Source organism: Streptomyces sp. NPDC088794 (assembly GCF_044750545.1).
Classification (GTDB): domain Bacteria; phylum Actinomycetota; class Actinomycetes; order Streptomycetales; family Streptomycetaceae; genus Streptomyces.
This window is the reverse complement of sequence record NZ_JBIVKB010000017.1, coordinates 236,598-260,551: the sequence shown is the minus strand read 5'-3', so window position 1 is coordinate 260,551 and position 23,954 is coordinate 236,598. Positions and strand designations below refer to the sequence as shown.

Annotated in this window: 17 protein-coding genes and 1 pseudogene; 13 read left to right on the top strand and 5 right to left on the bottom strand. The window is 71.2% G+C overall.

All coding sequences use genetic code 11. The annotated features are described in order from the left end of the window. Nucleotides 1–41: 41 nt before the first annotated feature. A complete protein-coding gene (locus ACIP6U_RS38800) occupies nt 42–1,838 on the bottom strand; it encodes an AMP-dependent synthetase/ligase (protein WP_401727416.1) in 1,797 nt (598 codons plus the stop codon). Between the two features lie 250 nt (nt 1,839–2,088). Between ACIP6U_RS38800 and ACIP6U_RS38795 the strand changes: the two genes are divergently transcribed. From ACIP6U_RS38795 to ACIP6U_RS38770, 6 genes are all read left to right on the top strand, one after another. After that, nucleotides 2,089–2,886 carry a metallophosphoesterase gene (locus tag ACIP6U_RS38795; RefSeq protein ID WP_401727415.1) on the top strand — a complete coding sequence of 266 codons (798 nt, stop codon included), beginning with the start codon at nt 2,089–2,091 and terminating at the stop codon, nt 2,884–2,886. A 112-nt stretch (nt 2,887–2,998) separates the two neighbouring features. Then, complete coding sequence (locus tag ACIP6U_RS38790) at nt 2,999–3,442, top strand: SRPBCC family protein (RefSeq protein ID WP_401727414.1); 444 nt, start codon at nt 2,999–3,001, stop codon at nt 3,440–3,442. Nucleotides 3,443–3,502: 60 nt separating this feature from the next. Next, nucleotides 3,503–4,669: an ArsA family ATPase gene (locus tag ACIP6U_RS38785; RefSeq protein WP_401727413.1), complete on the top strand. Its 1,167-nt coding sequence runs from the start codon at nt 3,503–3,505 to the stop codon at nt 4,667–4,669. A gap of 57 nt (nt 4,670–4,726) precedes the next feature. Further along, nucleotides 4,727–5,248: a DUF5304 domain-containing protein gene (locus ACIP6U_RS38780; protein ID WP_401727412.1), complete on the top strand. Its 522-nt coding sequence runs from the start codon at nt 4,727–4,729 to the stop codon at nt 5,246–5,248. A gap of 55 nt (nt 5,249–5,303) precedes the next feature. Then, nucleotides 5,304–6,257, top strand: coding sequence for an ROK family glucokinase (locus tag ACIP6U_RS38775; RefSeq protein WP_124004228.1), 954 nt, complete (start codon nt 5,304–5,306; stop codon nt 6,255–6,257). Between the two features lie 87 nt (nt 6,258–6,344). Beyond that, a complete protein-coding gene (locus ACIP6U_RS38770; protein ID WP_401727411.1) occupies nt 6,345–7,103 on the top strand; it encodes an endonuclease/exonuclease/phosphatase family protein in 759 nt (252 codons plus the stop codon). 59 nt (nt 7,104–7,162) lie between these two features. Here the strand turns inward: ACIP6U_RS38770 and ACIP6U_RS38765 are convergent, their stop codons facing one another. Then, entirely contained in the window at nt 7,163–7,756 is a 594-nt protein-coding gene (locus ACIP6U_RS38765; RefSeq protein ID WP_401727410.1) for a hypothetical protein, read from the bottom strand. Then, nucleotides 7,749–8,528 (bottom strand): alpha/beta hydrolase, encoded by a 780-nt coding sequence (locus tag ACIP6U_RS38760; protein ID WP_401727409.1) that lies wholly within the window; start codon nt 8,526–8,528, stop codon nt 7,749–7,751. Before ACIP6U_RS38760 ends, ACIP6U_RS38765 begins: the two co-directional genes overlap by 8 nt. 187 nt (nt 8,529–8,715) lie before the next feature. Between ACIP6U_RS38760 and ACIP6U_RS38755 the strand changes: the two are divergent. The 5 genes and pseudogenes from ACIP6U_RS38755 to ACIP6U_RS38735 all read left to right on the top strand — a co-directional run. Beyond that, a pseudogene (locus tag ACIP6U_RS38755) lies at nt 8,716–9,477 on the top strand (lysophospholipid acyltransferase family protein); the annotation flags it as partial. 1,046 nt (nt 9,478–10,523) lie between these two features. Then, a complete protein-coding gene (macS, locus tag ACIP6U_RS38750; protein ID WP_401727408.1) occupies nt 10,524–11,762 on the top strand; it encodes a MacS family sensor histidine kinase in 1,239 nt (412 codons plus the stop codon). Continuing rightward, complete coding sequence (locus ACIP6U_RS38745) at nt 11,759–12,433, top strand: response regulator (protein WP_401727407.1); 675 nt, start codon at nt 11,759–11,761, stop codon at nt 12,431–12,433. Before macS ends, ACIP6U_RS38745 begins: the two co-directional genes overlap by 4 nt. Nucleotides 12,434–12,567: 134 nt before the next feature. After that, entirely contained in the window at nt 12,568–13,596 is a 1,029-nt protein-coding gene (locus tag ACIP6U_RS38740; RefSeq protein ID WP_401727406.1) for a 6-phosphofructokinase, read from the top strand. A 128-nt stretch (nt 13,597–13,724) separates the two neighbouring features. Beyond that, complete coding sequence (locus ACIP6U_RS38735) at nt 13,725–14,720, top strand: 2-hydroxyacid dehydrogenase (RefSeq protein WP_401727405.1); 996 nt, start codon at nt 13,725–13,727, stop codon at nt 14,718–14,720. On the opposite strand, the gene ACIP6U_RS38730 is transcribed toward ACIP6U_RS38735, so the two are convergent. Together ACIP6U_RS38730 and ACIP6U_RS38725 are read right to left on the bottom strand one after the other, a co-directional pair. After that, on the bottom strand, nt 14,672–16,552 hold the full coding sequence (locus ACIP6U_RS38730) for an anthranilate synthase family protein (RefSeq protein WP_401727404.1): 1,881 nt from the start codon (nt 16,550–16,552) through the stop codon (nt 14,672–14,674). The two genes, ACIP6U_RS38735 and ACIP6U_RS38730, sit on opposite strands and share 49 nt — an antisense overlap. A 90-nt stretch (nt 16,553–16,642) precedes the next feature. Then, nucleotides 16,643–16,699, bottom strand: coding sequence for a trp operon leader peptide (locus ACIP6U_RS38725; protein WP_356123226.1), 57 nt, complete (start codon nt 16,697–16,699; stop codon nt 16,643–16,645). A gap of 110 nt (nt 16,700–16,809) precedes the next feature. Between ACIP6U_RS38725 and ACIP6U_RS38720 the strand changes: the two genes are divergently transcribed. Together ACIP6U_RS38720 and ACIP6U_RS38715 are read left to right on the top strand one after the other, a co-directional pair. Next, on the top strand, nt 16,810–23,187 hold the full coding sequence (locus ACIP6U_RS38720; RefSeq protein ID WP_401727403.1) for an RHS repeat-associated core domain-containing protein: 6,378 nt from the start codon (nt 16,810–16,812) through the stop codon (nt 23,185–23,187). Continuing rightward, nucleotides 23,187–23,876 (top strand): T6SS immunity protein Tdi1 domain-containing protein, encoded by a 690-nt coding sequence (locus ACIP6U_RS38715; RefSeq protein ID WP_401727402.1) that lies wholly within the window; start codon nt 23,187–23,189, stop codon nt 23,874–23,876. Before ACIP6U_RS38720 ends, ACIP6U_RS38715 begins: the two co-directional genes overlap by 1 nt. Nucleotides 23,877–23,954 lie beyond the last annotated feature (78 nt).

The window sequence follows — 23,954 nt, the reverse complement described above, 5'->3', positions numbered from 1 at the left end:
CACCCCGGATGGCGCCCCCCCCAAACCGGCGGAGCCCCACGCTACTTCTGGTAGATGGCCTCGATCTGGTCCGCGTAGTCCTTCGCGACCACATTGCGCTTGAGCTTCAGGGACGGCGTCAGATGGCCCGACTCCTCCGAGAACTGGGAGGAGAGAATGCGGAACTTGCGCACTGATTCCGCCTTGGACACCGCGGCGTTCCCGTCGTCGACCGCGTCCTGGATCGCCGCGACCAGATCGGGGTCGTCGTGCAGCGACGCCGCGGTGGAACCCGCCGGCTTGCCGTGCTCGGCCGCCCAGCGGTCCAGGAACTCGTCGTCGATCGTGATCAGCGCGCCCACGAAGGGCCGCCCGTCGCCGACCACCATGCACTCCGCGACCAGCGCGTGCGCGCGGATCCGGTCCTCGATCACGGCCGGGGCGACGTTCTTGCCGCCCGCGGTGACGATGATCTCCTTCTTGCGGCCGGTGATCCTGAGGTAGCCGTCCTCGTCGAGCGTGCCGATGTCGCCCGTGTGGAACCAGCCGTCGGTCAGCGCCTCCGCGGTCGCGCCCGGGTTGTTCCAGTAGCCCGAGAACAGGTGCTCGCCGTGCAGCAGCACCTCGCCGTCGTCCGCGATCCTGATCACCGAGCCGGGCAGCGGCTGGCCGACCGTGCCGATCTTCGTACGGTCCCAGGGGTTGAAGGCGGTGGCCGCGCAGGACTCGGTCAGGCCGTAGCCCTCCAGGACCGTGAAGCCGATGCCGCGGAAGAAGTGCCCGAGCCGCTCGCCCAGCGGGGCGCCGCCGGAGATGGCGTACTCGCCCCGGCCGCCGAGGACCGCGCGCAGCTTGCTGTAGACGAGCTTGTCGAAGGTCTTGTGCTTGATCTTCAGACCGAGCGACGGGCCCGACGGCGTGTCCAGCGCCTTGCTGTACGCGATCGCGGTGTCCGCCGCCTTGTCGAAGATCTTGCCCTTGCCGTCCGCCTGCGCCTTGGCGCGGGCCGAGTTGTAGACCTTCTCGAAGACGCGCGGGACGCCCAGGATCAGCGTCGGGCGGAACGAGGCGAGCTCGTCGGTGAGGTTCTTGATGTCCGGGACGTTGCCCAGCTTGATCGGCGCCATCATCGGCGCGATCTGCACCAGCCGGCCGAAGACGTGCGCCAGCGGCAGGAAGAGCAGGACGGAACACTCGCCCGTGCGGAACAGCGGACGCAGCCGCTCCACGATGTTCCCGCACTCGGCGAAGAAGCTGCGGTGGGTCAGCACACAGCCCTTGGGGCGGCCCGTGGTGCCCGAGGTGTAGACGATGGTCGCCGGGTCGTCGGCCTTCGCCAGCGAGCCGCGCTCCTCGACCGTCGCGTCGCTGACGTCCTTGCCGAGCCGGCCCAGCTCCTCGATCGCGCCGGCCTCGATCTGCCAGACCTGCTTGAGCGCGGGCAGCCGGTCACGGACCGACTCCACGGCGGCCGCGTGGCCGTCCAGCTCCACGACACAGGCGGTCGCGCCCGAGTCGGACAGGATCCACTCCACCTGTTCCGGCGAACTGGTCTCGTACACCGGCACGGTGACCGCGCCCGCGCTCCAGATCGCGAAGTCCAACAGCGTCCACTCGTAGCGGGTGCGGGACATCAGGCCGACCCGGTCGCCCGGCTGCACGCCCGAGGCGATGAGCCCCTTGGCGGCCGCGTGTACCTCGGCCGCGAAGGCCGTCGCCGACACGTCCTGCCAGACGCCGCCGACCTTGCGGGCGATCACCGCGACATCGGGATGCTGCGCGGCGTTTCTCCGGACGATGTCGGTGAGATTGCCGTCCGCAGGGACCTCGTACAAAGCCGGAAGGCTGAACTCGCGCAAGACTGCTGCTCCTCATAGGGCGCCGGCGCCACGACGTTGTGCGATGCGACGGTGCGGTCCAAGACTGGACTGCCCGGACGTTACCCGCCGGTATGGCTGCTGCGACAGGGGGTCGGGGGGAGATGTTCGCCGTGTCACACAGATTGGTGTTCCAGTCCGTACGGTAGTCCACCCGCAAACTGACTGGCCAGTAACCGCAAGGCCCGTCGCCACTGTTCACGTTCACCGCACACGCTTACCCTTGATCGTCATGGCACCCACACCAGCCGGTAACAGCAGGACACGCGTTCATGTGGTCAGTGACGTGCACGGCAACGCCCGTGACCTGGCCAGAGCCGGCGAGGGTGCCGACGCGCTGATCTGTCTGGGCGACCTCGTCCTCTTCCTCGACTACGCCGACCACTCGCGCGGCATCTTCCCCGACCTGTTCGGCGAGGAGAACGCCGACCGCCTCGTCGAGCTGCGCACCGCCCGCCGCTTCGAGGAGGCCCGCGCGCTCGGCGCCCAACTGTGGAGCGGCATCGGCACCGACCGGCGGACGGCGATCGAGAAAGCGGTGCGCAAGCAGTACGCCGAGATGTTCGCCGCGTTCCCCACACCGACGTACGCCACCTACGGCAATGTCGACATGCCGCCGCTGTGGGCGGAGTACGCCGGGCCCGGCACCACCGTGCTCGACGGCGAGCGGGTCGAGATCGGCGGACGGACCTTCGGCTTCGTCGGCGGCGGCCTGCGCACGCCCATGAGCACCCCCTACGAGATCAGCGACGAGGAGTACGCGGCGAAGATCGAGGCCGTGGGCGAGGTCGACGTGCTGTGCACGCACATCCCGCCGGAGGTCCCGGAGCTGGTCTACGACACCGTCGCGCGCCGTTTCGAACGCGGCAGCCGGGCGCTGCTGGACGCGATCCGCCGTACCCGGCCCCGGTATTCGCTGTTCGGCCATGTCCACCAGCCGTTGGTGCGGCGGATGCGGGTGGGGGCGACCGAGTGCGTGAACGTCGGGCACTTCGCCGGGAGCGGGAAGCCCTGGGTACTGGAGTGGTGAGAGACCGCAGGTAGGGGGTGAAGTGGGGCGGCCGACCGCACGGTAGCCTTCACGCTGCACGCACAGCCGCATGACGACGCCCTGCCGGTCCGCATCTGGAGGAGCCACAGCGATGGCGGAACACACCAGTTCGAGCATCACGATCGAGGCGGCACCGGCCGATGTCATGGAGGTGATCTCCGACTTCGCCCGCTATCCCGACTGGACCGGCGAGGTGAAGGAGGCGGAGGTCCTCGCGACGGACGGTCAGGGGCGGGCCGAGCAGGTACGGCTCGTCATGGACGCGGGGGCCATCAAGGACGACCAGACGCTGGCGTACACGTGGACCGGGGCGAACGAGGTCTCCTGGACGCTGGTCAAGTCCCAGATGCTGCGGTCGCTCGACGGGTCGTACATCTTGAAGGCGGCGGGTGACGGTTCGACGCAGGTCACGTATCTGCTGACGGTCGACGTCAAGATTCCGATGCTGGGGATGATCAAGCGCAAGGCCGAGAAGGTCATCATCGACCGGGCGCTGGCCGGACTCAAGAAGCGGGTCGAGTCAGGGGAGAAGTAGGGAGAGGCGGAGGGTCTCGCCGCAGGGCCCCCCGGCCGGTCTCCGTTACCGTTCACCATCATGCGTACCCTCCTGATCACCGGCCCTGGCGGCAGCGGACGTACGACTGTCGCCGCTGCCACCGCGCTCCGCGCCTCCCGTGAGGGCGTTCGCACCCTTGTCCTCAGCGCCGACCGGACCGACACCCTCGGTGCTGTCCTCGGCACGGCGACGGGACCGGTTCCGACCACCGTCGCCCCGGACCTCACCGCCTGGCGGCCCGACGCCACCGCCCGTTTCCGGGACGACCTCGGGGCCTTCCAGGAACGTGCCGCGAACGTTCTCGATCTGCTCGGGGCCTCGCGGCTGGAGGCGGAGGAGGTCACGCCGCTTCCCGGGGCCGAGGAACTCACCCTGCTGCGCGCGCTGCGCGATGCCGCGCTCGCCGAGACGCACGACCTGCTGGTCGTCGACCTTCCGGCCGCCCCACAGGCCCTCGCGCTGCTCGCCCTGCCGGAGGAACTGCGGCGTTATCTGCGGCGCCTGCTGCCGGCCGAGCGACAGGCGGCCCGTGCGCTGCGGCCCGTGCTGGGGCGGCTGGCCGGGGTGCCGATGCCCTCGGAGTGGCTGTACGAGACCGCCGGGCGCTGGGATCTGGAGCTCGGTGCCGTCGAGGCGGTGCTCGCCGACCGGGACACCGTCGTACGGGTGGTCGCGGAACCCGGGCCCGCCGGCGCGGATGCCGTGCGTGACACCGTTCTCGCCCTTGCGCTGCGCGGGCTGCGGCCCGATGTGCTGGTCGCCAACCGGGTGCTGCCCGAGGCGGTCGCGGACGCGTTGCCGGGTCTGGTCGTCCAGCAGCGCAAGGTGCTGGAGGAGTGGCAGGAGTCGTACGAGGTGCGGGCCGTCCGGCAGTTGGGGCACGACCCGCGGGGTGCGGACGATCTCGTCGCGCTCGCCGTTCCCGGCGTCGGCGACAGCGTCTCCGCCGTCGAGTGGCCCGTCGAGGACCGGCTCGCCGACGACGGTGTCCTCGTCTGGCATCTGCCGCTGCCCGGCGCGATACGCGATGAACTCGACCTCATCCGGCGCGGTGACGAACTCGTCGTCGCCGCGGGCAGCTTCCGCCGGATCGTGCCGCTGCCCTCGGCCCTGCGCCGGTGCACCGTCGACGGGGCGTCGCTGCGCGAGGGGGAACTGCGGATCCGGTTCGCGCCGGACCGCAATCTGTGGCCCGAGAGGCCGTGAACGACTTACGCCCGTTCGGGTAACGTCGTAGAGACGAACCGTAGTCAGGAGTCCGTCATGAGCGAAGAGCTCCCTCCGTCCCAGGCCGGTACGGAGGACGCCGTGGACGAGGTGAGGGCCACCGACGCCGACGCGTGGGCGACCGCCTGCGCCGAGGATCTCGCCGCGGAGAAGGCCCGCCGCCGCGTCCAGTACGGCCAGCCGCCGGTCTCGGCCGCCGAGGAACTGCGCAAGCTCGTCGACGCCGTCGGCGACAAGCTGTCGTCGCTCAACTCACCGTTGCTCGGCGCGGTCGCCGGACCGGCCGCCCAGCAGGTGGTGAAGCAGGTCGTCCAGCAGGCGAAGGCCGCGGTCGAGCCGGTCATCGAACGCAACCCGGACGTCTTCGGCCACCTCGCCGCCGCGGGCAACGAACTCCTCGCCGCCTACCGCTCCGCGGTCCAGGCCCAGGAACAGCGCTGGACCGCCCGCACGACCGACCTCCACAAGGACCTCGACGAGCAGCGCGACGAACGTGACGAGGAACGGGGCGAAGACGGGGACGGTACCGGCCCCGGCCAGCGCATCGACCTAGACTGATTGCCCCCTCAGGTACGGTGGCCCATAGCGGGGCTCGACCGAAACTGAGGGATTCATGGGACTCACCATCGGCGTCGATATCGGCGGCACGAAGATCGCGGCCGGCGTGGTCGATGAGGAAGGCAACATCCTCTCGACGCACAAGGTGCCGACCCCGAGTACGCCCGAGGGCATCGTGGACGCCATCGCCTCCGCGGTGGAGGGCGCTCGGGCCGGGCACGAGATCGTCGGCGTGGGTATCGGTGCGGCCGGTTACGTGAACAGGCAGCGCTCCACCGTCTACTTCGCGCCGAACATCGACTGGCGCCAGGAGCCGCTGAAGGAGAAGGTCGAGGGCCGCGTCGGCCTTCCCGTCGTGGTCGAGAACGACGCCAACGCGGCCGCGTGGGGCGAGTACAAGTTCGGTGCTGGCAAGGGCCACCGCAACGTCATCTGCATCACGCTGGGCACCGGCCTCGGCGGCGGCATCATCATCGGCAACAAGCTGCGCCGCGGACACTTCGGTGTGGCCGCCGAGTTCGGCCACATCCGGATGGTGCCGGACGGACTGCTGTGCGGCTGCGGCTCGCAGGGCTGCTGGGAGCAGTACGCCTCCGGCCGCGCCCTCGTCAGATACGCCAAGCAGCGCGCCAACGCCACCCCCGAGAACGCCGAGATCCTGCTCGGCCTCGGTGACGGCAACCCCGACAGCATCGAGGGCAAGCACATCTCGATGGCCGCCCGGCAGGGCGACCCGGTCGCCGTCGACTCCTACCGTGAGCTCGCCCGCTGGGCCGGCGCCGGTCTCGCCGACCTCGCCTCGCTCTTCGACCCCTCCGCCTTCATCGTCGGCGGCGGCCTCTCCGACGAGGGCGAACTCGTCCTCGACCCGATCCGCAAGTCGTACAAGCGCTGGCTGGTGGGCGGCAACTGGCGCCCGGTCGCCGACGTGATCGCGGCCCAGCTCGGCAACAAGGCGGGCCTCGTCGGTGCCGCGGACCTCGCCCGGGAGCCCGACCCGATCATGTGACGCCGGTCCGGTGACATCGCTGTCCGCACGGCCGCGCCCGCCGAGCCCGTACCCCGGGACGGCGGGCTTCGTCGTATGTTGGCGACCATGGCGATTTCGACCCCGCTGCTGCCCAACTCCCGGACCGAATCGGACGGTTCCGCCGTCATCCGGGTCCTCAGCTACAACATCCGCTCGATGCGCGACGACACCGCGGCCCTGGCCCGGGTGATCGGCGCCTGCGCCCCGGACCTGGTGCTGGTCCAGGAGGCCCCCCGCTTCTTCCGCTGGCGCAAGAAGCTGGCCCGGCTCGCGGCCGCCTCCGGGCAGGTGGTCCTCACCGGCGGGGGCACCGCCGCGGGACCGGCGATCCTGTGCAACCTCCGTGCCACCGTCGAGCGCACCGAGGACGTCCTGCTGCCGCTCACCCCCGGCCAGCACCGGCGCGGGTTCGCCACCGCCGTCGTCCGCTTCGGCGGCGCGCGGCTGGGCGTACTGAGCTGTCACCTCTCCCTGCAGAAGGAGGAGCGGCGCGAGCAGAGCGGCCTGCTCCTGGACCGGCTCGCCGGGCTCGGCACGGACCACGCGATCGCGGGCGGCGACCTGAACGAACGCCCGGGCGGTCCCGCCTTCCAGCGGTTGGCCGAGGGGCTCCAGGACTGCCGGACCACCGTCCCCTGGGGCGGCGAGTACACGTTCAACCCCGTCACCCCCTTCCAGCGGATCGACGCGATCTTCGCCACGAAGGGTGTGGAGGTGCTGGGTTGTGGGGTTCCGCTCGGCCAGCCGGGGGTGACCGAGACAGACCTGAGGGCGGCCACGGACCATCTGCCGGTCCTGGCCGCCCTCCGGATCCCCGCGAGCTAGTTGTTCCGAAGAATTCCCTCGACGTGGTCGTCAGGGGAATCCCGGTGGGTCCCCGCGAGCTAGACGACCGCGCCGCGCCCCGGGTCCCCCTCGTCCTCGTCGTCCGTCTTCATCCGCATCACCAGCGTGGCGAACCCGCCGAGGAAGCCGCCGATGCCGACCGTGGTCAGCCACCAGGTCATCTCCCAGCCGAGCAGGACCGCGAGCAGGAGGAGCAGCGGGCCGCCGATCACCCCGAGCCAGGCGAACTTGGCGGTCACGTCGGCGGCGGGCAGGGGCGGCGGCTCCGGCGGGACGAAGTGGCCCTCGTCGTCCTCGTCGAAGTCCGACTCGGCCGGCTCGGGCGCCGGGTAGTCGCGCGGGCCGACGCCGGGGGCGAAGGAGACGGAGCCGCCGAGGGGCTCGGCCGGCTTCTTCTCCTCCTCCTGCTTCTCCTTCGACTGCTTCGAACTGGGCTCGGCCGACGGGGCGTCATTGGTCTCCGGCTCCAACAGGGCCAGATCCTCGATGGACTTGAAGGGTTTGGCGCCCGGTGGGTCCTTGGGCTCTTCGCCGTACCCCTCGACGATCGCCGCCCACGCGGCCGCCTCGTCGAACGGGACGCCCTGCTCTTCGGGTTCGCGGTCCTCGCGATCCGAGTCGTGCTCAGCCACCTGCGGCCGTCCCTTCCTTGCCGACACTGGGTGCGAGCCGGCCGATGAACGCGAGGCTCTCCTCGAAGATCCGGTCCGCGTCGTGGTCCAACGTCGCGACGTGGTAGCTCTGTTCCAGCAGGATCTCCGTCACGTCCTGTGAGGAGACGCGGCCGAGGATCCGGGCCGAGTCGGCCGGCGGCACCACATGGTCCTGCGGGCTGCGCAGCAGCAACAGCGGCTGGGTGACCTGCGGCAGCTCGCGGTCGACCTGCCGGAAGAGGTTCCGCAGGGCGTACGCGGCGTGCAGCGGCACCCGGTCGTAGCCCAGCTCCTCGCCGCCCTCCTTCGCGATGTCGCTGGCGATGCCCTTCGTCGACGGCACGAGATGGCGGACCACCGGAAGGGCGTGGGCCGCGGCGCCGTGCATCTTGTTCGCCGGGTTGACGACGATCACGCCGCTGATCGCGTCACCGTGCTTGGCCGCGAGGCGCAGCGCGAGGGTGCCGCCCATGGACAGGCCGGCCACGAACACCTCGGCGCAGCGCTCGCGCAGGGCCCGCAGCTCGCGGTCCACCTCCGCGTACCAGTCCTGCCAGCCGGTGAGCTGCATGTCCTCCCAGCGGGTGCCGTGGCCGGGCAGCAGCGGCAGCGAGACCGTGAGGCCGTGCGCGGCGAGGTGCTGTGCCCAGGGGCGCAGCGACTGGGGGGAACCGGTGAAGCCGTGGCAGAGCAGGACCCCTGCCTCTCCGCCCTCGTGGCGGTACGGCTCGGCTCCAGGAAGGACCGGCACCTTCGGTCTCCTGTTCATGAGAGTGGCGGTTCATGCAAGTGGCGGTTCGTCGAAGGGACGTGAAGTCCAGGTGATTCACCGTACGCGACCGCACTGACACCGACCAGGGTCGTCGGCTCCTTTGGCGGCAGGCCGCGTTAAGGTCTGATCTACAGACACAGGAGGCAGTCGGTTGTTGTACGGCACGATGAAGGTCGCCATCGGGGGGCCGCTGAAGGTCGCCTTCAGACCCTGGGTGGAAGGCATGGAGAACATTCCGGCCGAGGGCCCCGCGATCCTGGCGAGCAACCACCTGTCCTTCTCCGACTCGTTCTTCCTGCCCGCGGTCCTGGACCGCAAGGTGACCTTCATCGCGAAGGCCGAGTACTTCACCACCCCTGGCGTCAAGGGCCGGCTGACGGCCGCGTTCTTCAAGGGGGTCGGCCAGCTCCCGGTGGACCGTTCGGGCGCGCGCGGCGCGGGTGAGGCGGCGATCCAGAGCGGTCTGGACGTGCTGGCGCGCGGTGAGCTGTTCGGGATCTATCCGGAGGGCACGCGCTCGCCCGACGGCCGCCTCTACCGCGGCAAGCCCGGTGGCCTCGCGCGCGTGGCGCTCGCCTCCGGCGCGCCGGTGATCCCGGTCGCGATGATCGACACCGAGAAGATCCAGCCGCCGGGCAAGGTCATGCCCAAGCTGATGCGCCCGGGCATCCGCATCGGCAAGCCCCTCGACTTCAGCCGCTACCAGGGCATGGAGCACGACCGCTTCGTCCTGCGCGCCGTGACCGACGAGGTCATGTACGAGATCATGAAGCTCTCCGGTCAGGAGTACGTCGACATCTACGCGACGGCCGCGAAGCGCCGCCTCGCGGAGGCGACGAAGGCCGGCAAGGAAGCGGAGAAGGCCGCAAAGGCGGCCCTGGCCCAGGCCGAGAAACAGAAGGCGGCAGCGACCAAGGCGGAATCGGACGCGACGGCGGCGGCGAGTACGGCGGCAGCGGCTGTGACGCGAGCCGACACTGTGGCACCGGACGAGGCCGACTCGGACAACTCCGTCGCGAGTGCGGCAGCGGGCGAGCCGGCAGCAGCCGAGACCGGGGCGGACGCGTTCGCAGCCGATACCGGCGCAGCGGCGGAGGATTCGGCGCGAGCTGATACGACGGCGGTGGGCAAGCCGGCAGCAGGTACGGCCCAAGCGGGCACGGCGGCAGCGGGCGAGGCCCAGGCGGGCAAGCCCGCAACGCACGCGGACGGGTCGGCAGCAGCGGCAGAGGCTTCGGCACAGGCCGACGCTGCGGCAGCGGACGAGACCGAGGCGAGTAAGCCCGCAGAAGCCACGGCGCAGGCGGGCGAGTCTCCAGCGGGTACCGCCCAGGTGGGCACGGCAACGGTGGGCGGGCTGGCAGAGGGTTCGGCGCGAGCCGACGCCGAGGCAGCGGACGAGGCCGAGGCGGGTAAGTCCGCAGCGGGCACGGCGGCAGCGGACAGGTCGGCAGAGGGTTCGGCGCGAGCCGACACCGCGGCAGCGGGCAAGGCCCAGGCTGGTCAGTCCGGCGCGGGCACCGCGCAAGCAGGCGAGCTCTCGGCTGATGACGCGGCAGCCGGCACGGCGCACGCTGGCACGGCCGCAGTGGACCAGTCGGCAGCGGACACAGCGGCACCGGCGGCCGCGCGTGAGCTGTCGACGGACGCGCCCGCACCGAGCGAGCCGTCGACGGACACACCGGCAGCCTCCAAGTCGTCAACGGACACGCCCGCAGCCCCCGAGCCGTCGGCAGACGCGCCCGCAGCCCCCGAGCCGTCGGCGGACGCACCCGTACCCTCCGAGCCGTCGGCAGACGCGCCCGCAGACCCCAAGCCGGAGGCAGGCGCACCCCTGCCCCCCAAACCGTCGGCAGACAAACCCGCGGTGGCCGATCGGCGGAAGTCCGGGTCCTGAGGGCTCGGACACGGCAGGCTGGGGGCGTGTGGGCGGTTGCGCAAGGGCGTGTGGGAGTGCGTGGAGGGGGACGGGGCATGGCCAGGCGTGAGCAAGTGATGAGGATGTCGGTCGAGCAGCCGCTGTGGCGTGCGCTGACCGCCTACCGGGTGCTCACGATGCTGTACGCGGTCGGCCTGTTCGCCACCGCCTATGACGAGTACGACCGGCCCGGGATCGCCATCGCGTACTTCGTCGTCCTGTTCGTCTGGACTCTCGCCACGCTGCCCCGGGTCCAGAACGCGGTCGCCTGTACCAAGCGCTTCCTCGCCGTCGACCTCTCCATCGCGCTCATCGGCATCCTGCTCACCCCGCTCGTCGCCGACGACCACCACGTCAGCAGCGGTGGCCCCACCCTGCCGTCGATATGGACCGCCGGCTCGGTGCTCGCGTTCGCCATCAAAGGCGGCTGGCGCTGGGCCGCCTTCGCCTCCACGCCCGTCGCCGCCGCCAACCTGATCGAGCGCGGCTCCCCGGCCCGCGACACCGTCCACAACGTGATCCTCGTCTGGGTCGCCTCCATCGCCATCGGCTACGTCGTCGAGGTCGCTCGCGCCTCCGAGCGCACCCTCGCCCGCGCCCTGGAGATCGAGGCCGCCACCCGCGAGCGCGAGCGGCTCGCCCGGGACATCCACGACGGCGTGCTCCAGGTGCTGGCCATGGTGCAGCGGCGCAGTCTGAGCCTGGGCGGCGAGGCGGCCGAGCTGGGCCGGATGGCCGGCGAGCAGGAGGTCGCGCTGCGCATGCTGGTCTCCGGCGGCCTCGTACCCGTATCGCATGCTTCGGAGGACGCGGCCCAGGGAGCGGTCGTGCGAGCCGTCGAGGCGCCCGAGGAGGAGGACGACGGGCCCGTCGACCTGCGTACCCTGCTCGCCCCCTACGCCGCCGCGAAGGTCGGCTTCGCCGAGCCCGGCGCGCCCGTGCTGCTGCCCGCGCCGGCCGCCAGGGAGCTGGCCGCGGCCGTCGGGGCCGCCCTGGACAACGTCCACCGGCACGCCGGCGAGGACGCGCGCGCGTGGATCCTGGTCGAGGACGAACCCGCCGAGGTCGTGGTGACCGTACGGGACGACGGACCCGGCATCCCCGAGGGCCGGCTCGCCCAGGCCGAGGGGGAGGGCCGGCTGGGAGTCGCCCTCTCGATCCGCGGCCGGCTGCGCGAACTCGGCGGCAGCGCCGAACTGATCTCGGTGCCCGGCCAGGGCACGGAGGTCGAGCTGAAGGTGCCGAAGGAGCGGAAGAACGACCGTGCGAACGACGGGAAGGCGGAGCGGCGATGAGTGAGCAGGGCCCGATCAGGGTCATGGTGGTCGACGACCACCCGATGTGGCGCGACGCCGTCGCCCGCGACCTGGCCGCGTCCGGCTTCGAAGTGGTCGCCACCGCGGGCGACGGCGACCAGGCCGTACGCCGTGCCAAGGCCGTCGGCCCCGACGTCCTCGTCCTCGACCTCAACCTGCCGCTCAAGCCCGGCGTCCAGGTCTGCAAGGAACTCGTCGGCCACAACCCCGCCCTGCGCGTCCTCGTCCTGTCCGCGAGCGGCGAGCACGCCGACGTCCTGGAGGCCGTGAAGTCCGGCGCGACCGGCTACCTCCTCAAGTCCGCGTCCACGGAGGAGCTGTTGGACGCCGTGCGTCGCACGGCGGTCGGCGACCCGGTGTTCACCCCCGGGCTCGCCGGACTGGTCCTCGGCGAGTACCGCCGCCTCGCCTCCGACCCGGCGCCCGCCGCGGGCAGCGACCAGCCCAAGGCCCCGCAGCTCACCGACCGCGAGACCGAGGTGCTGCGCCTGGTCGCCAAGGGCCTGAGCTACAAGCAGATCGCGGAACGCCTGGTCATCTCCCACCGCACGGTCCAGAACCACGTACAGAACACCCTCGGCAAGCTCCAGCTGCACAACCGGGTCGAGCTGGTCCGGTACGCCATCGAGCGCGGTCTGGACGACGAGTAGCGGCACCCGCGGCCGTCGTCGAGCGGTCGAACAGACCGACGCTTCAGTGGAATTGACCTTCCCACCCATCCCGCTGTGACCTGGATCACCATTAGCGTGGCTGTCACAGGAAACTGCGGCGAAGGGAATCTTCCATGCGCGTCGGAGTACTGACCGGAGGCGGCGACTGCCCCGGGCTCAACGCCGTCATCCGGGGCATCGTCCGCAAGGGCGTGCAGGAGTACGGCTATGACTTCGTCGGCTTCCGGGACGGCTGGCGCGGTCCACTGGAGAACGACAGCGTGCGTCTCGACATCCCCGCCGTGCGCGGCATCCTGCCCCGCGGCGGCACCATCCTCGGCTCCTCCCGCACCAACCCGCTGAAGCAGGAGGACGGCATCCGCCGGGTCCAGGAGAACCTGGCCGAGCAGGAGGTCGAGGCGCTCATCGTGATCGGCGGCGAGGACACCCTCGGCGTCGCCGCGAAACTGTCCGACGACCACGGCGTGCCCTGTGTGGGCGTACCCAAGACCATCGACAACGACCTCTCCGCCACCGACTACACCTTCGGCTTCGACACCGCGGTCGGCATCGCCACCGAGGCCATCGACCGCCTGCACACCACCGCCGAGTCCCATATGCGCGTTTTGGTCTGCGAGGTGATGGGCCGCCACGCGGGCTGGATAGCGATCCACTCCGGCCTGGCCGGCGGTGCCAACGTCATCCTCATCCCGGAACAGCGCTTCGACGTCGACCAGGTGTGCGCCTGGATCACCTCCCGCTTCCAGGCCACGTACGCCCCGATCGTGGTCGTCGCCGAGGGCGCGATGCCCAAGGACGGCGACATGGTGCTCAAGGACGGGACGCTGGACTCCTTCGGGCACGTCCGGCTCTCCGGGGTCGGCGAGTGGCTGGCCAAGGAGATCGAGAAGCGCACCGGCCACGAGGCCCGCACCACCGTCCTCGGGCACATCCAGCGCGGCGGCACGCCCAGCGCCTTCGACCGCTGGCTCGCCACCCGCTTCGGCCTGCACGCCATCGACGCCGTCCACGACGGCGACTTCGGCAAGATGGTCGCCCTGCGCGGCACGGACATCGTCCGCGTCCCGATCGCGGAGGCCACGGCCAAGCTGAAGACGGTGGATCCGGCGCTGTACGAGGAGGTGGGGGTCTTCTTCGGCTGACCTCTTCCTCCGGCGGGCTCCCTGTGGGCTTCCGACCGGCTCCCGCTGACCGGCACGGGTGGGTTATGGGCCATATATTCGAAATATTCGGAATGTCGTGCCCATAACCCACCGGAACGGGAGCGGTCGTGGAGGTCCTTGCCTTCGGTGTCCAGGCCGACGAGCGGCCGCTGATCGAGAGCGCGTTCGCCGGTCACCAGGAGGTCCGCTGTCTGAGCGTCTTCCTCGACGAGGACACCGCCCCGATCGCCACGGGCCACGAGATCATCTCCACCAGCGTCAACGCCGACCTGAACCCCCGTGTCCTGGAAACCCTCGCGGCCGGCGGTACCCGGATGATCGCCCAGCGCTCCACCGGCTTCAACAACATCGACCTGGACGTCGCCGAACGCCTCGGCATCACGGTCGCCCGCGTCTCGTACTACTCGCCGTACTCCGTCGCCGAGTTCGCCTGGGCCCTCGCCATGGCCGTCAACCGCCGGATCGTCCGGGCCGCCACGCGCACGCGTGACTTCGACTTCCGGCTGGACGGGCTGATGGGCCGGGACATGCACGGCCGGACCGCCGGCGTCCTCGGCACCGGCAAGATCGGCGAGGCGTTCGCCCGGATCGCCCACGGCTTCGGCATGGACCTGCTCGGCTGGGACGTCGCCGAGAACCCGGAGTGCGTTCGGCTCGGCATGAAGTACGTCCCCAAGGAGCGACTGCTCGCCGAGTCCGACCTGATCACCCTGCACGTCCCGCTCCTGCCGGAGACCCAGCGGCTCATCGACGCCGACGCCCTGAAGGCGATGAAGGACGACGCGATCCTCATCAACTCCAGCCGCGGCGGCCTGATCGACACCGCGGCCCTCGTCGCCGAACTGCGCGAGGGCCGCTTCACGGGCGTAGGACTCGACGTCTACGAGGCGGAGGCGGGCCTGTTCTTCCTCGACCGGTCCCTGGAGGCCGTCGACGACGACACCCTGGTCCGCCTGGTCACCTTCCCGAACGTCCTGGTCACCTCCCACCAGGCGTACTACACCGAGGACGCCGTCGGTCAGATCATCGAGGCCACCGTCCGCAACGTCCTCGACTACACGGCCGGCCGCCGCTCCGAGAACGTCCTCGTGCCGCGCAGCTGACCGATCAACTCCCGCACCACCGCAGCCCCGTTGAGCGTCAGCACCGACTCAGGATGGAACTGCACACCTGCGAAACCAGGGGCCCGCAGCGCGTGCACCTCACCGTTGGCGGCCCGGCTCACCTCGATCCCGTGCGCGGCGAGCTCGGTCAGCTCCTCGTCGTCGCAGCGCGCCACGAAGCTGTTGTAGAAGCCGACGGTCTCGCTCCGTCCGAACAGGTCGATCGCTGTCTGCGCGCCCTGGTACGGGACTTCCTTCCGTACGATCTCCAGGCCCAGCTCGGCCGCGATCAGCTCGTGCCCGAGGCAGACGCCGAGCACGCCGTGCCGGTGGTCCCGCAGGACCCGGGCGGTCAGCTCGCGCAGGAACCGCATCTTGGGGTCGGCCGTGTCGGAGGGGTCGCCGGGACCGGGGCCGAGGACGACCGGACCCTCGTGCGCGAGCACCGCCTCCCGCAGTCCCGGCTCGTCGTACCGCCGGACGGTGACGTCGAGGCCGCCGGAGCGCAGCACGTGCGCGAGCATCGCCGTGAAGGTGTCCTCGCCGTCGACGACCAGGGCGTGTCCCGCCAGGGCGTCCGTCCGCTCCTGCATCCGCAGCCAGAACGGCGCGAGGGAGGCCCGGCGCCCGTCGAGCGCGGCACGCACGCGTGGATCCTCGGCGAGACTCACGCGCGCGTGCTCCTCGCGCGGCCGTGCCGGACGTACGCCCAGGGCCGCCAGCACCCCCGCCGCCTTCGCGTGGGTCTCCGCGACCTCGCTCGCCGGGTCCGAACCGCGCACGAGGGTCGCGCCGACCGGGACGCGCAGGCGTCCGTCGGCGGAGATGTCGGCCGTGCGGATGAGGATGGGCGAGTCGAGGGTCTGGGCCCCGCCGGAGTCCCGGCCGAGCAGGGCCAGCGCGCCGGCGTAGTAGCCGCGCCCCCCGACCTCGTGCCGTTCGATGACCCGGCAGGCGTTCTGCACCGGCGACCCGGTGACGGTCGCCGCGAACATGGTCTCCTTCAGCACCTCCCGCGCGTCCAGGGACGACTTGCCGCGCAACTCGTACTCCGTGTGCGCGAGATGGGCCATCTCCTTCAGCCGCGGTCCGATCACGACCCCGCCCATGTCGCCGACGGTGCACATCATCTTGAGCTCCTCGTCGACGACCATCGACAGCTCCTCGATCTCCTTGCCGTCGGCGAGGAAGCCGAGCAGGTGCTCGGGGGTGGGTCCTTCGGCGGGATAGCGGTAGGTGCCGCTGATCGGGTTCATCACGACCGTGCCGCCGGACATCCGCACATGCACCTCGGGGCTCGCGCCGACCAGCGTGCGGTCCCCGGTGTGCACGACGAACGTCCAGTACGCGCCCCGCTCGCCCTCGAGGAGCCGCCGGAACAGCGCGAGCGCGTCGGCCCGGCCGAACCCCGGGATCACGCCCTCGTACGTCCGCCGGATCACGAAGTTCGCGCCCTCGCCGCTGCCGATCTCCTCGTGCAGCACACGCCCGACGATCCCGGCGTACTCCTCGTCGGCCACGTCGAAGCCGCCGTCCTCGACGCGGACGTCGTGCGCCGGGAGCCGGGTCAGGGCGTCGGCGAGCGGGATCCCGTACGACTCCTCGGGGGTCAGGACCGCCAGGGGTGTGCCGTCGTCGCGGACGTCGAAGCCGCGTTCCCGGATCTGGCGGAACGGGATCAGGGCGAGGCCCTCGTCGGGGAGGTCGGCGAGGCGTTCGTACGTGGCGACCGGGCCGAGGAACACCTCCACGGTGTTCTCGTCGTGGCCCGGTGTGCGGCGGCGCAGCAGGGCGAACGGGCGGTCGTCGTGCAGCAGTCGGGTCAGGTCCATGGTTCCTCTGCCATCTGTCGGTGAGGAACGACCCCGGAAACGCCGAAGGCCGCCCTCGGGCGGCCTTCGCGAAGTCTTGCGTACGCGCAGTCAGTGGGCCGCCGGATGAGCGGTCCACCACCAGTTCTGGATCGAGTGCGCGAGCATGCGCGGAACCCTACACCACCCCACCACCTTCACAGGAGCCACTCAGCCCGTTCATTGACGTGCTCATGATCTGCGGTGACGCTGGAGGCTCACCGTGTGAAGGGGGACACATGAATCGCTTCCGCATGTCATGCGTCACTGCGGTCGTCATGGCCATGGGGTTATCAGGCATCCAACCGGCCCTCGCCCAGGCCGCGTCCACGCCCGTGAAAGCCGTCTCGGTCGCCGACGCCGAGAAGTCCGTGACCAGCATCGACCGCACCGAACAGCGGGCCGGCGCCCCGCTCGACACCAGACCGGTCGACGCCCAGGGCAGACCCCTCGCCGCCGCCGAGCCCGCGCGTGTCGTCTGGCCCGAGCCCGGCGCGGAGACCGTCCCGGTGAGGACCGAGCCGGTCCGCGCCGCCGACACCGCCGTCTCGGTCACCGCGCCCCGCACCCGCTCCGCCGCCCCCGACACGGTCGACGTCCGGGCGTACGACAACACCAAGGCCCGCCAACTCGGCGGCCACGCAACGGCGTTCACCCTCAAGGCGGCCGAGCCGACCGACCGGGTCGGCGTCCGCGTCGACACCACCGGCTTCCGTCAGGCCTTCGGCGCCGACTTCGAGACCCGGCTGCGACTGGTCGCCAAGCCCGCGTGCGCGCTGACCACGCCCCGGGCCGCAGGGTGCGAGCGGAGCGCGCCGGTCAAGAGCCGGATCGACCTGACCACCCACACCCTCTCCGCCGAGGTGGCCGCCGACCCGGACACGGTCTTCGTGGTCGCCGCCGCCCCGAACGGCGAGACGGGTTCGGCCACCGCGACCACCCTCTCCTCGTCCAGCAAGTGGCAGGTCGGCCTCAACTCCGGTGACTTCTCCTGGTCGTTGCCGCTGCCGCAGGTCCCCGCGATCGCGGGCGACGCACCCGACATCAACCTCGGCTACTCCTCGCAGGCCGTCGACGGCATGGTCGCCGCCGAGAACAACCAGCCCTCCTGGGTGGGCCAGGGCTGGGACCTCGCCCTGCCCTACATCGAGCGCCGCTACAACGGCTGCGCCGACGACGGCGGTGACACCGGCGACCTGTGCTGGGCGGGCGACGAGTACCGCATCTCCCTCCAGGGCACCTCGTCCTCGCTGGTCAAGGACACGGCCGCGGGCGGCGACAGCTGGCGCGCGCAGGAGGACCCGGGCTGGCGGATCCAGCACAGGACCGGTGCCGAGAACGGCGACAACGACGGCGAGTACTGGGTGGTGACCACCCCGCAGGGCACCCGGTACACCTTCGGCCGAGGCAAGCAGGCCACCACCGGCACCGCCACCGACTCCGTCTACACCGTCCCGGTCTTCGGCGACGACGAGGGCGAGCCCTGCCACAAGGGTGATGTCGAGGACTCGTACTGCACACAGGCCTGGCGCTGGAACCTCGACGGTGTCGTGGACGCGCACGGCAACTCCAACACGTACTTCTACACACAGGAGTCCAACCGGTACGCCCGCAACGGCGACCCGGACAAGTCGACTTCGTACGTCCGCGGCGGTCACCTCAAGGACATCGTCTACTCGCAGCGCTCCGGCGCCGAGGACCAACAGGCCCCCGCCCGGCTGCACTTCACCACCGGCCTGCGCTGTGTCGAGGCCGCCGACGGCAGCGGCGACTGCCCTGCCTTCGACGCCGACCACGCGAGCTCGTATCCCGACGCTCCCCTCGACTCCCTGTGCGCGAGCGGTGATTGCACGGGCGAGGAGCAGAAGTCGCCGACGTTCTTCACCGACAGCCTGCTGCGCGGCGTCACCGCCCAGCGGTCGAACGCCGACGGCGGCTGGACGGACGTGGACCGGCTCGACTTCACCTACGACTATCCCGAGCCCTCCGACGGCACCAGCGCCATGCTGTGGCTGGCCAAGGTTCAGCAGACCGGTCTCGCCGGGGACGGCGAACTCAAGCTGCCCGCCGTGGAGTTCACCGGCAAGGAGTACGCCAACCGCGCCGACGCCGACCCGGCGGCGGGCGCCCCCGTGATGCGCAAGCTGCGCATCACGCAGTTCGTCGACGAACTGGGCCGGCAGGTCGACGTCACCTACGGACAGCCCGACCCGTGCCCGGTCGACGACCTGCCCGAGGGCCGCTACGACTCCAACACCCAGGACTGCTTCCCGGGTTGGCGCGCCAACGGCGAGTCCTCCGGCTTCGGCGTCTGGCACAAGTACCTCACCACCAAGGTCACCGTCCGTGACAACGGCGGCGGTTCACCCCCGCAGACCACCGAGTACCGCTACCGGGGCACCCCCGCCTGGCACCACGACGACGACCCGGTCACCAAGGCCGAGCGCCGCTCCTGGAGCGACTGGCGCGGCTACGGCAGCGTCGACGTCGCCAAGATGACCGACCCCGGCTACCGGGGCGAGAGCTCCAGCCGCGCCGCCCAGATCACCCGCACCCTGCACTTCCGGGGGATGGACGGCGACTCCAAGGCCGACGGCTCGACCAAGTCCGTCGAGGTCACCGACTCGCAGGGCACCGTGCTGAAGGACCTGCCGTATCTACGGGGCAAGGAGCGCGAGAGCCGGCAGTTCCAGGTGGACGGCTCCGGCGCCATCGCCTACGAGCTCGGCGGCACCCTGCACGGCTACACCTCCGCGCACACCACCCCGGCCAAGGAGGGCGAGACCGACCCTGAGAAGGACGCCCACTTCGTCGTGGAGAACGACGCGGTGACCCGCGAGACGGTCACCGCCGACGCGGGCCAGCGCTCCACCCGTACGACGAGTCTGAGGACCACGTACGACACCTACGGCCAGGCCACCGAGGTGGTCGACACGGCCGGGGACGACGTGCGGTGCACGAAGACGTCGTACGACCGCTCGGCCGCCACCCTCGACGGCTGGATGCTCGCCTTCCCCTACCGCGTCCGCGCCTACTCGGGCACCTGCGCGGAGCCGAAGGCGCTGATCAACGGCAAGGACCAGTACTACGACGGCTCCGGCGAACTCGGCGGGGCGGTCACCGAGGGCGACCTGACCCGGTCGGTCGCCGCGGTCACCGCGAGCGGGCCCGACGCGGTCGGCGACACGTCCGCCACCTCGGCGACCTTCGACGCCTACGGGCGCACGCTCACCGAGACCGACGGGCGCGGGAACACCGACCGCACCGTCTACGCCCCGGCCACCGGCCGCCCGGCCACGGTCACCGAGACCAACGCGCTCGGCCAGGCCGAGACGACCACCCTCGACGCCGACCGCCAACTCCCGGTCGCCGTCAAGGACTCCAACGGCAACACCCAGACCAACGCCTACGACCAGCTCGGCCGGCTCGTCTCCGTGCACGAGGCCGACCAGGCCGCCGACGACCCGCCCGCGCAGACCTTCGCGTACGCCCTGGACCAGGAACACCGACGGCCACCGCTGGTGACGACCCGTCAACTCCAGTCCGGGAACACCTACTTGACCAACTGGAAGTACCTGGACTCGCTCGGCCGCGACCGGCAGAGCCAGGAGGTCTCGCCCGCCTCCACCGACGACGACAGGAAGACCGTCGTCATCGACACCCGGTACGACGACATCGGCGACATCGCGGCCGAGTCGCTCCCGGTGGTCGCCGCGGGCGCGCCGGGCGACGCGCTGCTCACCGTCCCCGCCGACCAGGTCGACGAGACCCGGCGCACGTACGACTCGATGAGCCGGGTCATCCGCTCCGCGCGCTACGGCGACGGGCGGGAGCTGTGGGCGACCAGCGTCGTCTACTACGGCGACCACGTCCGCTCCACCCCGCCCGCCGGCGGCACCGTCACCACCGTGTGGACCGACGCCCGCAGCCGGCAGATCCGCCAGCAGGAGGGCGCCGACCCCAAGCAGACGACCACCTACACCTACACCCCGGCCGACCAGGTCGCCACGGTCACCGACCCCGCGGGACACACCTCGTCCAGCACCTACGACCTGCTCGGCCGCCGGGTCTCCGGCGACGACGCCGACGCGGGCAAGTCCCGTACCGCGTACGACGCCAACGGCAACGCCACCGCGGTCTGGGACGCCGAGGCGCTCGCCGCCGGCGGCGCCACCCCGACCCTGTCCACCGACTACGACGCCCTCGACCGCCCGGTCGCCCGCTGGGACGGTGCCTCCGGCTCCGGCGAGAAGACCGCCACCTGGAGCTACGACTCCACCGGCATCGCCAACGGCGTCGGCCAGCCCGCCTCGATGACCACCCACCGCGACGGCGAGGACTACACGATCGCCGTCGACGGCTACGACGAGCGGGGCCGCGCCACCGGCCGCACCTGGACCTTCCCGGCCGGCCTCGGCGGCGCCCTGCACAAGTCGTCGTACAGCGTCGACTACGGCTACGACGACGCCGACCACACCGTCAGCGTCGAGTACGAGAACGCGGTCATCGGCGCCCCGAAGGAGAAGATCACCACCGGCTACGACGCCCTCGGCAACCCGGACACCCTCACCGGCGTCCAGACCGACCCGCTGACCGGCAAGGACGTCACCGTCCCGTACGTCTCGGGCACCGGCTTCGCCGCCGACGGCAAGCTGGCCTCCCGCGACTACGCCAACCCGCACCACGACCTGCGGCGCGCGTACGCCTACGAGAGCGACACCCAGCGCCTGTCCCGCGTCCAGACCCTGACCACCGGACTCACCGGCGACCAGGAGGCGCGGCAGGACGACACCTACGCCTGGGACCAGGCCGGCAACCTCACCTCGGTCACCGACACCACCGGCCACAAGGACGTCGCCACCTGCTACGGCTACGACGACCTGGCCCGCCTCGGGCACGCCTGGACGACGTACGAGACCGACTGCTCGGACGCCGACTCCAAGCTCACCCACGACGGCCCGGCCGGCTTCAACCAGTCCTGGACCTACACCGCCGACGGCAACATCGCCTCGCAGCGCAGCCTCCTGGACACCGACACCTACGAGTACGACGACCCCGACCACCCGCACGCGGTGACCAGCCAGGGCGCGAGCCACTACGCGTACGACGAGAACGGCGCCCTCAAGAAGAAGACCGAGGGCCTGGTCCCGACGTCGTACGAGTGGAACGCGAACCAGGAACTCACCCAGGTCACCAAGGCCCTCCTGGAGAAGACCGACTTCGTCTACGCCCCCGACGGCACCCGCATGGCACGGATCGCACCCGGCGGTGTCGCCACCCTCTACATCGAGGGCCAGGAGATCACCGTCGTCCTCGGCATCGGCAAGGGCACCCGCCTCTACACGGAGGACGGCATCACCGTCGCCGTCCGCCAGCCGACCGGACTGCTGACCTGGCAGCTCAACGACATCCAGGGCTCGGCCCAGGTCTCGGTCCTCGCGGGCACCTCGCTCGCGACCAGGACGTACTACAACCCGTACGGCGAGATCCGCGCCGGCTCCGCGCCACCACCGTCCGACCACGGCTTCCTCGGCAAGGTCAAGGACCCCACGACCGGCCTCAACGCCCTGGGCGCCCGCTACTACGACGCCGACCTCGGCCGCTTCATCTCCACCGACCCGGCCGTGGACAGCTCCTCCACCCAGTCCCTCAACCCCTACGCCTACGGCAGCAACAACCCGATCGTCTATATCGACCCGACCGGCCTGTGGTCCCTGTCCGGCGTCTGGAACTCCGTCAAGGAAGGTGCCTCCGCGGCCTGGGACTGGGCCAAGGAGAACAAGGGCCTGATCGCGGACGTCGCCGTCGGCATCGGCGTCGGCATCGCGGTCGGCGCGCTCTGCTCGACCGGCGTGGGCTGTCTGCTGGTCGCCGGAGCCGTGGCCGGGGCCGCGGGCGCCGCCGCCGGATACGGGGTCGACGTCGCCGAGGGCAAGACCGACTTCTCGCTCGGCGGGTTCGCCACCCGGGTCGGTGTCGGTGCCGCCGCGGGTGTCCTGGGCGGGGCCATCGGCAAGGGCGTCGCGGCCGTCGCGCCGAAGGTCGTGGGCGCCATCGCCAAGACGGCCGTCGGCAAGGCCGTCGCGTCCGGCAGCTCCAAGGCCGCCTCCGCCATCACCGGCAAGGCCGCCACCGCCGGACGGGCCATCGCCAACTCCCGGGCCGGCAGCAGGGTCGCCGAGCTGGGCAAGGCGGCGGCCGACGGGATCAAGTCGCTGGCCGGACGCGGCGCGCCCAAGGGCAATGTCGTCGACATCCCGCTCACCAAGGCGACCACCCAGGCCGAGATCGACGCCATCCACGAGTACGCCAAGCGCACCAACGAATGGCTGGCCAAGAACGGTCCCAAGGTCATCCAGCCGACCAAGGGCACCCCGCTCGGGGCCTCCTCCAGAGCGGCCGCCCGCGCCGAGCGCCTGCGCGCCGCCCGCGCCGGCAGCCCGTACACCGGCCAGGCCGGACACGTGCCCGACTCGGCGGTCTCCGGCACCGGCCAACCGCCCGCCGGCTGGCTCGACATGCCGGGCAAGTCCAACAGCATCGCGGGTGGTGTACTGGGCCCCCGGGTCGGAGTACTGCTCCGAGGATTCACGGTCAACGGAGGACCGCCACTGTGATGCCGCACGCCGAGGAACTCCCGTCGCTCGCCGACCACGTCGGGCCCCGGCCCGACCGGTCGGCGGCGACGGGCACGCCCGCCGAGCACTTCCCCGCCGCCCACCGTGAACTCCTGCTCCGGCTCAACGGGTTCACCGTGCACCACGGCGCCTTCCGCCTCCTCGGCATCGGCCGCGAGGAGCCCGCGCTCGACCTCGCGGTATGGAACGCGCCCGAGACCTGGCGGTTCGCCTGGGACGACCGGCTCGACCCGTTCGTGATCTTCGGGGAGACCGCCTTCGGCGACTCCTACGCCTACCGCCGTCTCCCCGGCGGCGGCCTGGCCCCCGAGGTCCACTTCCTGGAGGGCGTCCTGCTGCGCCCCGAGATCATCGCCCCGAGCTTCGAGGCGTTCCTCGCCGACGAACTGCTGCGCAACGCCAAGGAGCCCTACGACGACCTCGTCGTCGAGGCGGTCGACCATCTCGGCCCGATCGCGCCGGGCAGCCACTGGGTCTACGTCCCCTCCGTCGCCCTCGGCGGCGAGGAGGACGTGGAGAACATCTCGGTGCTCCCGGCGACGGTCGCCATGACCTTCGCCGGCGACATCGCCACCGCCATGGAGAGCGGCGAGCGGGCGGCCACCGGAGTGGAGCCGTACACGGACGAACAGGGGCGTCCCAGGCTCCGGGTGCGCTTCGAGGAGTGATCCGCGAAGTGAGGGAAGAAGCGAGGGAAGAAGCGAGGGAAGAAGCGAGGTGACGGACGAGCGGAACATGTCTCAATT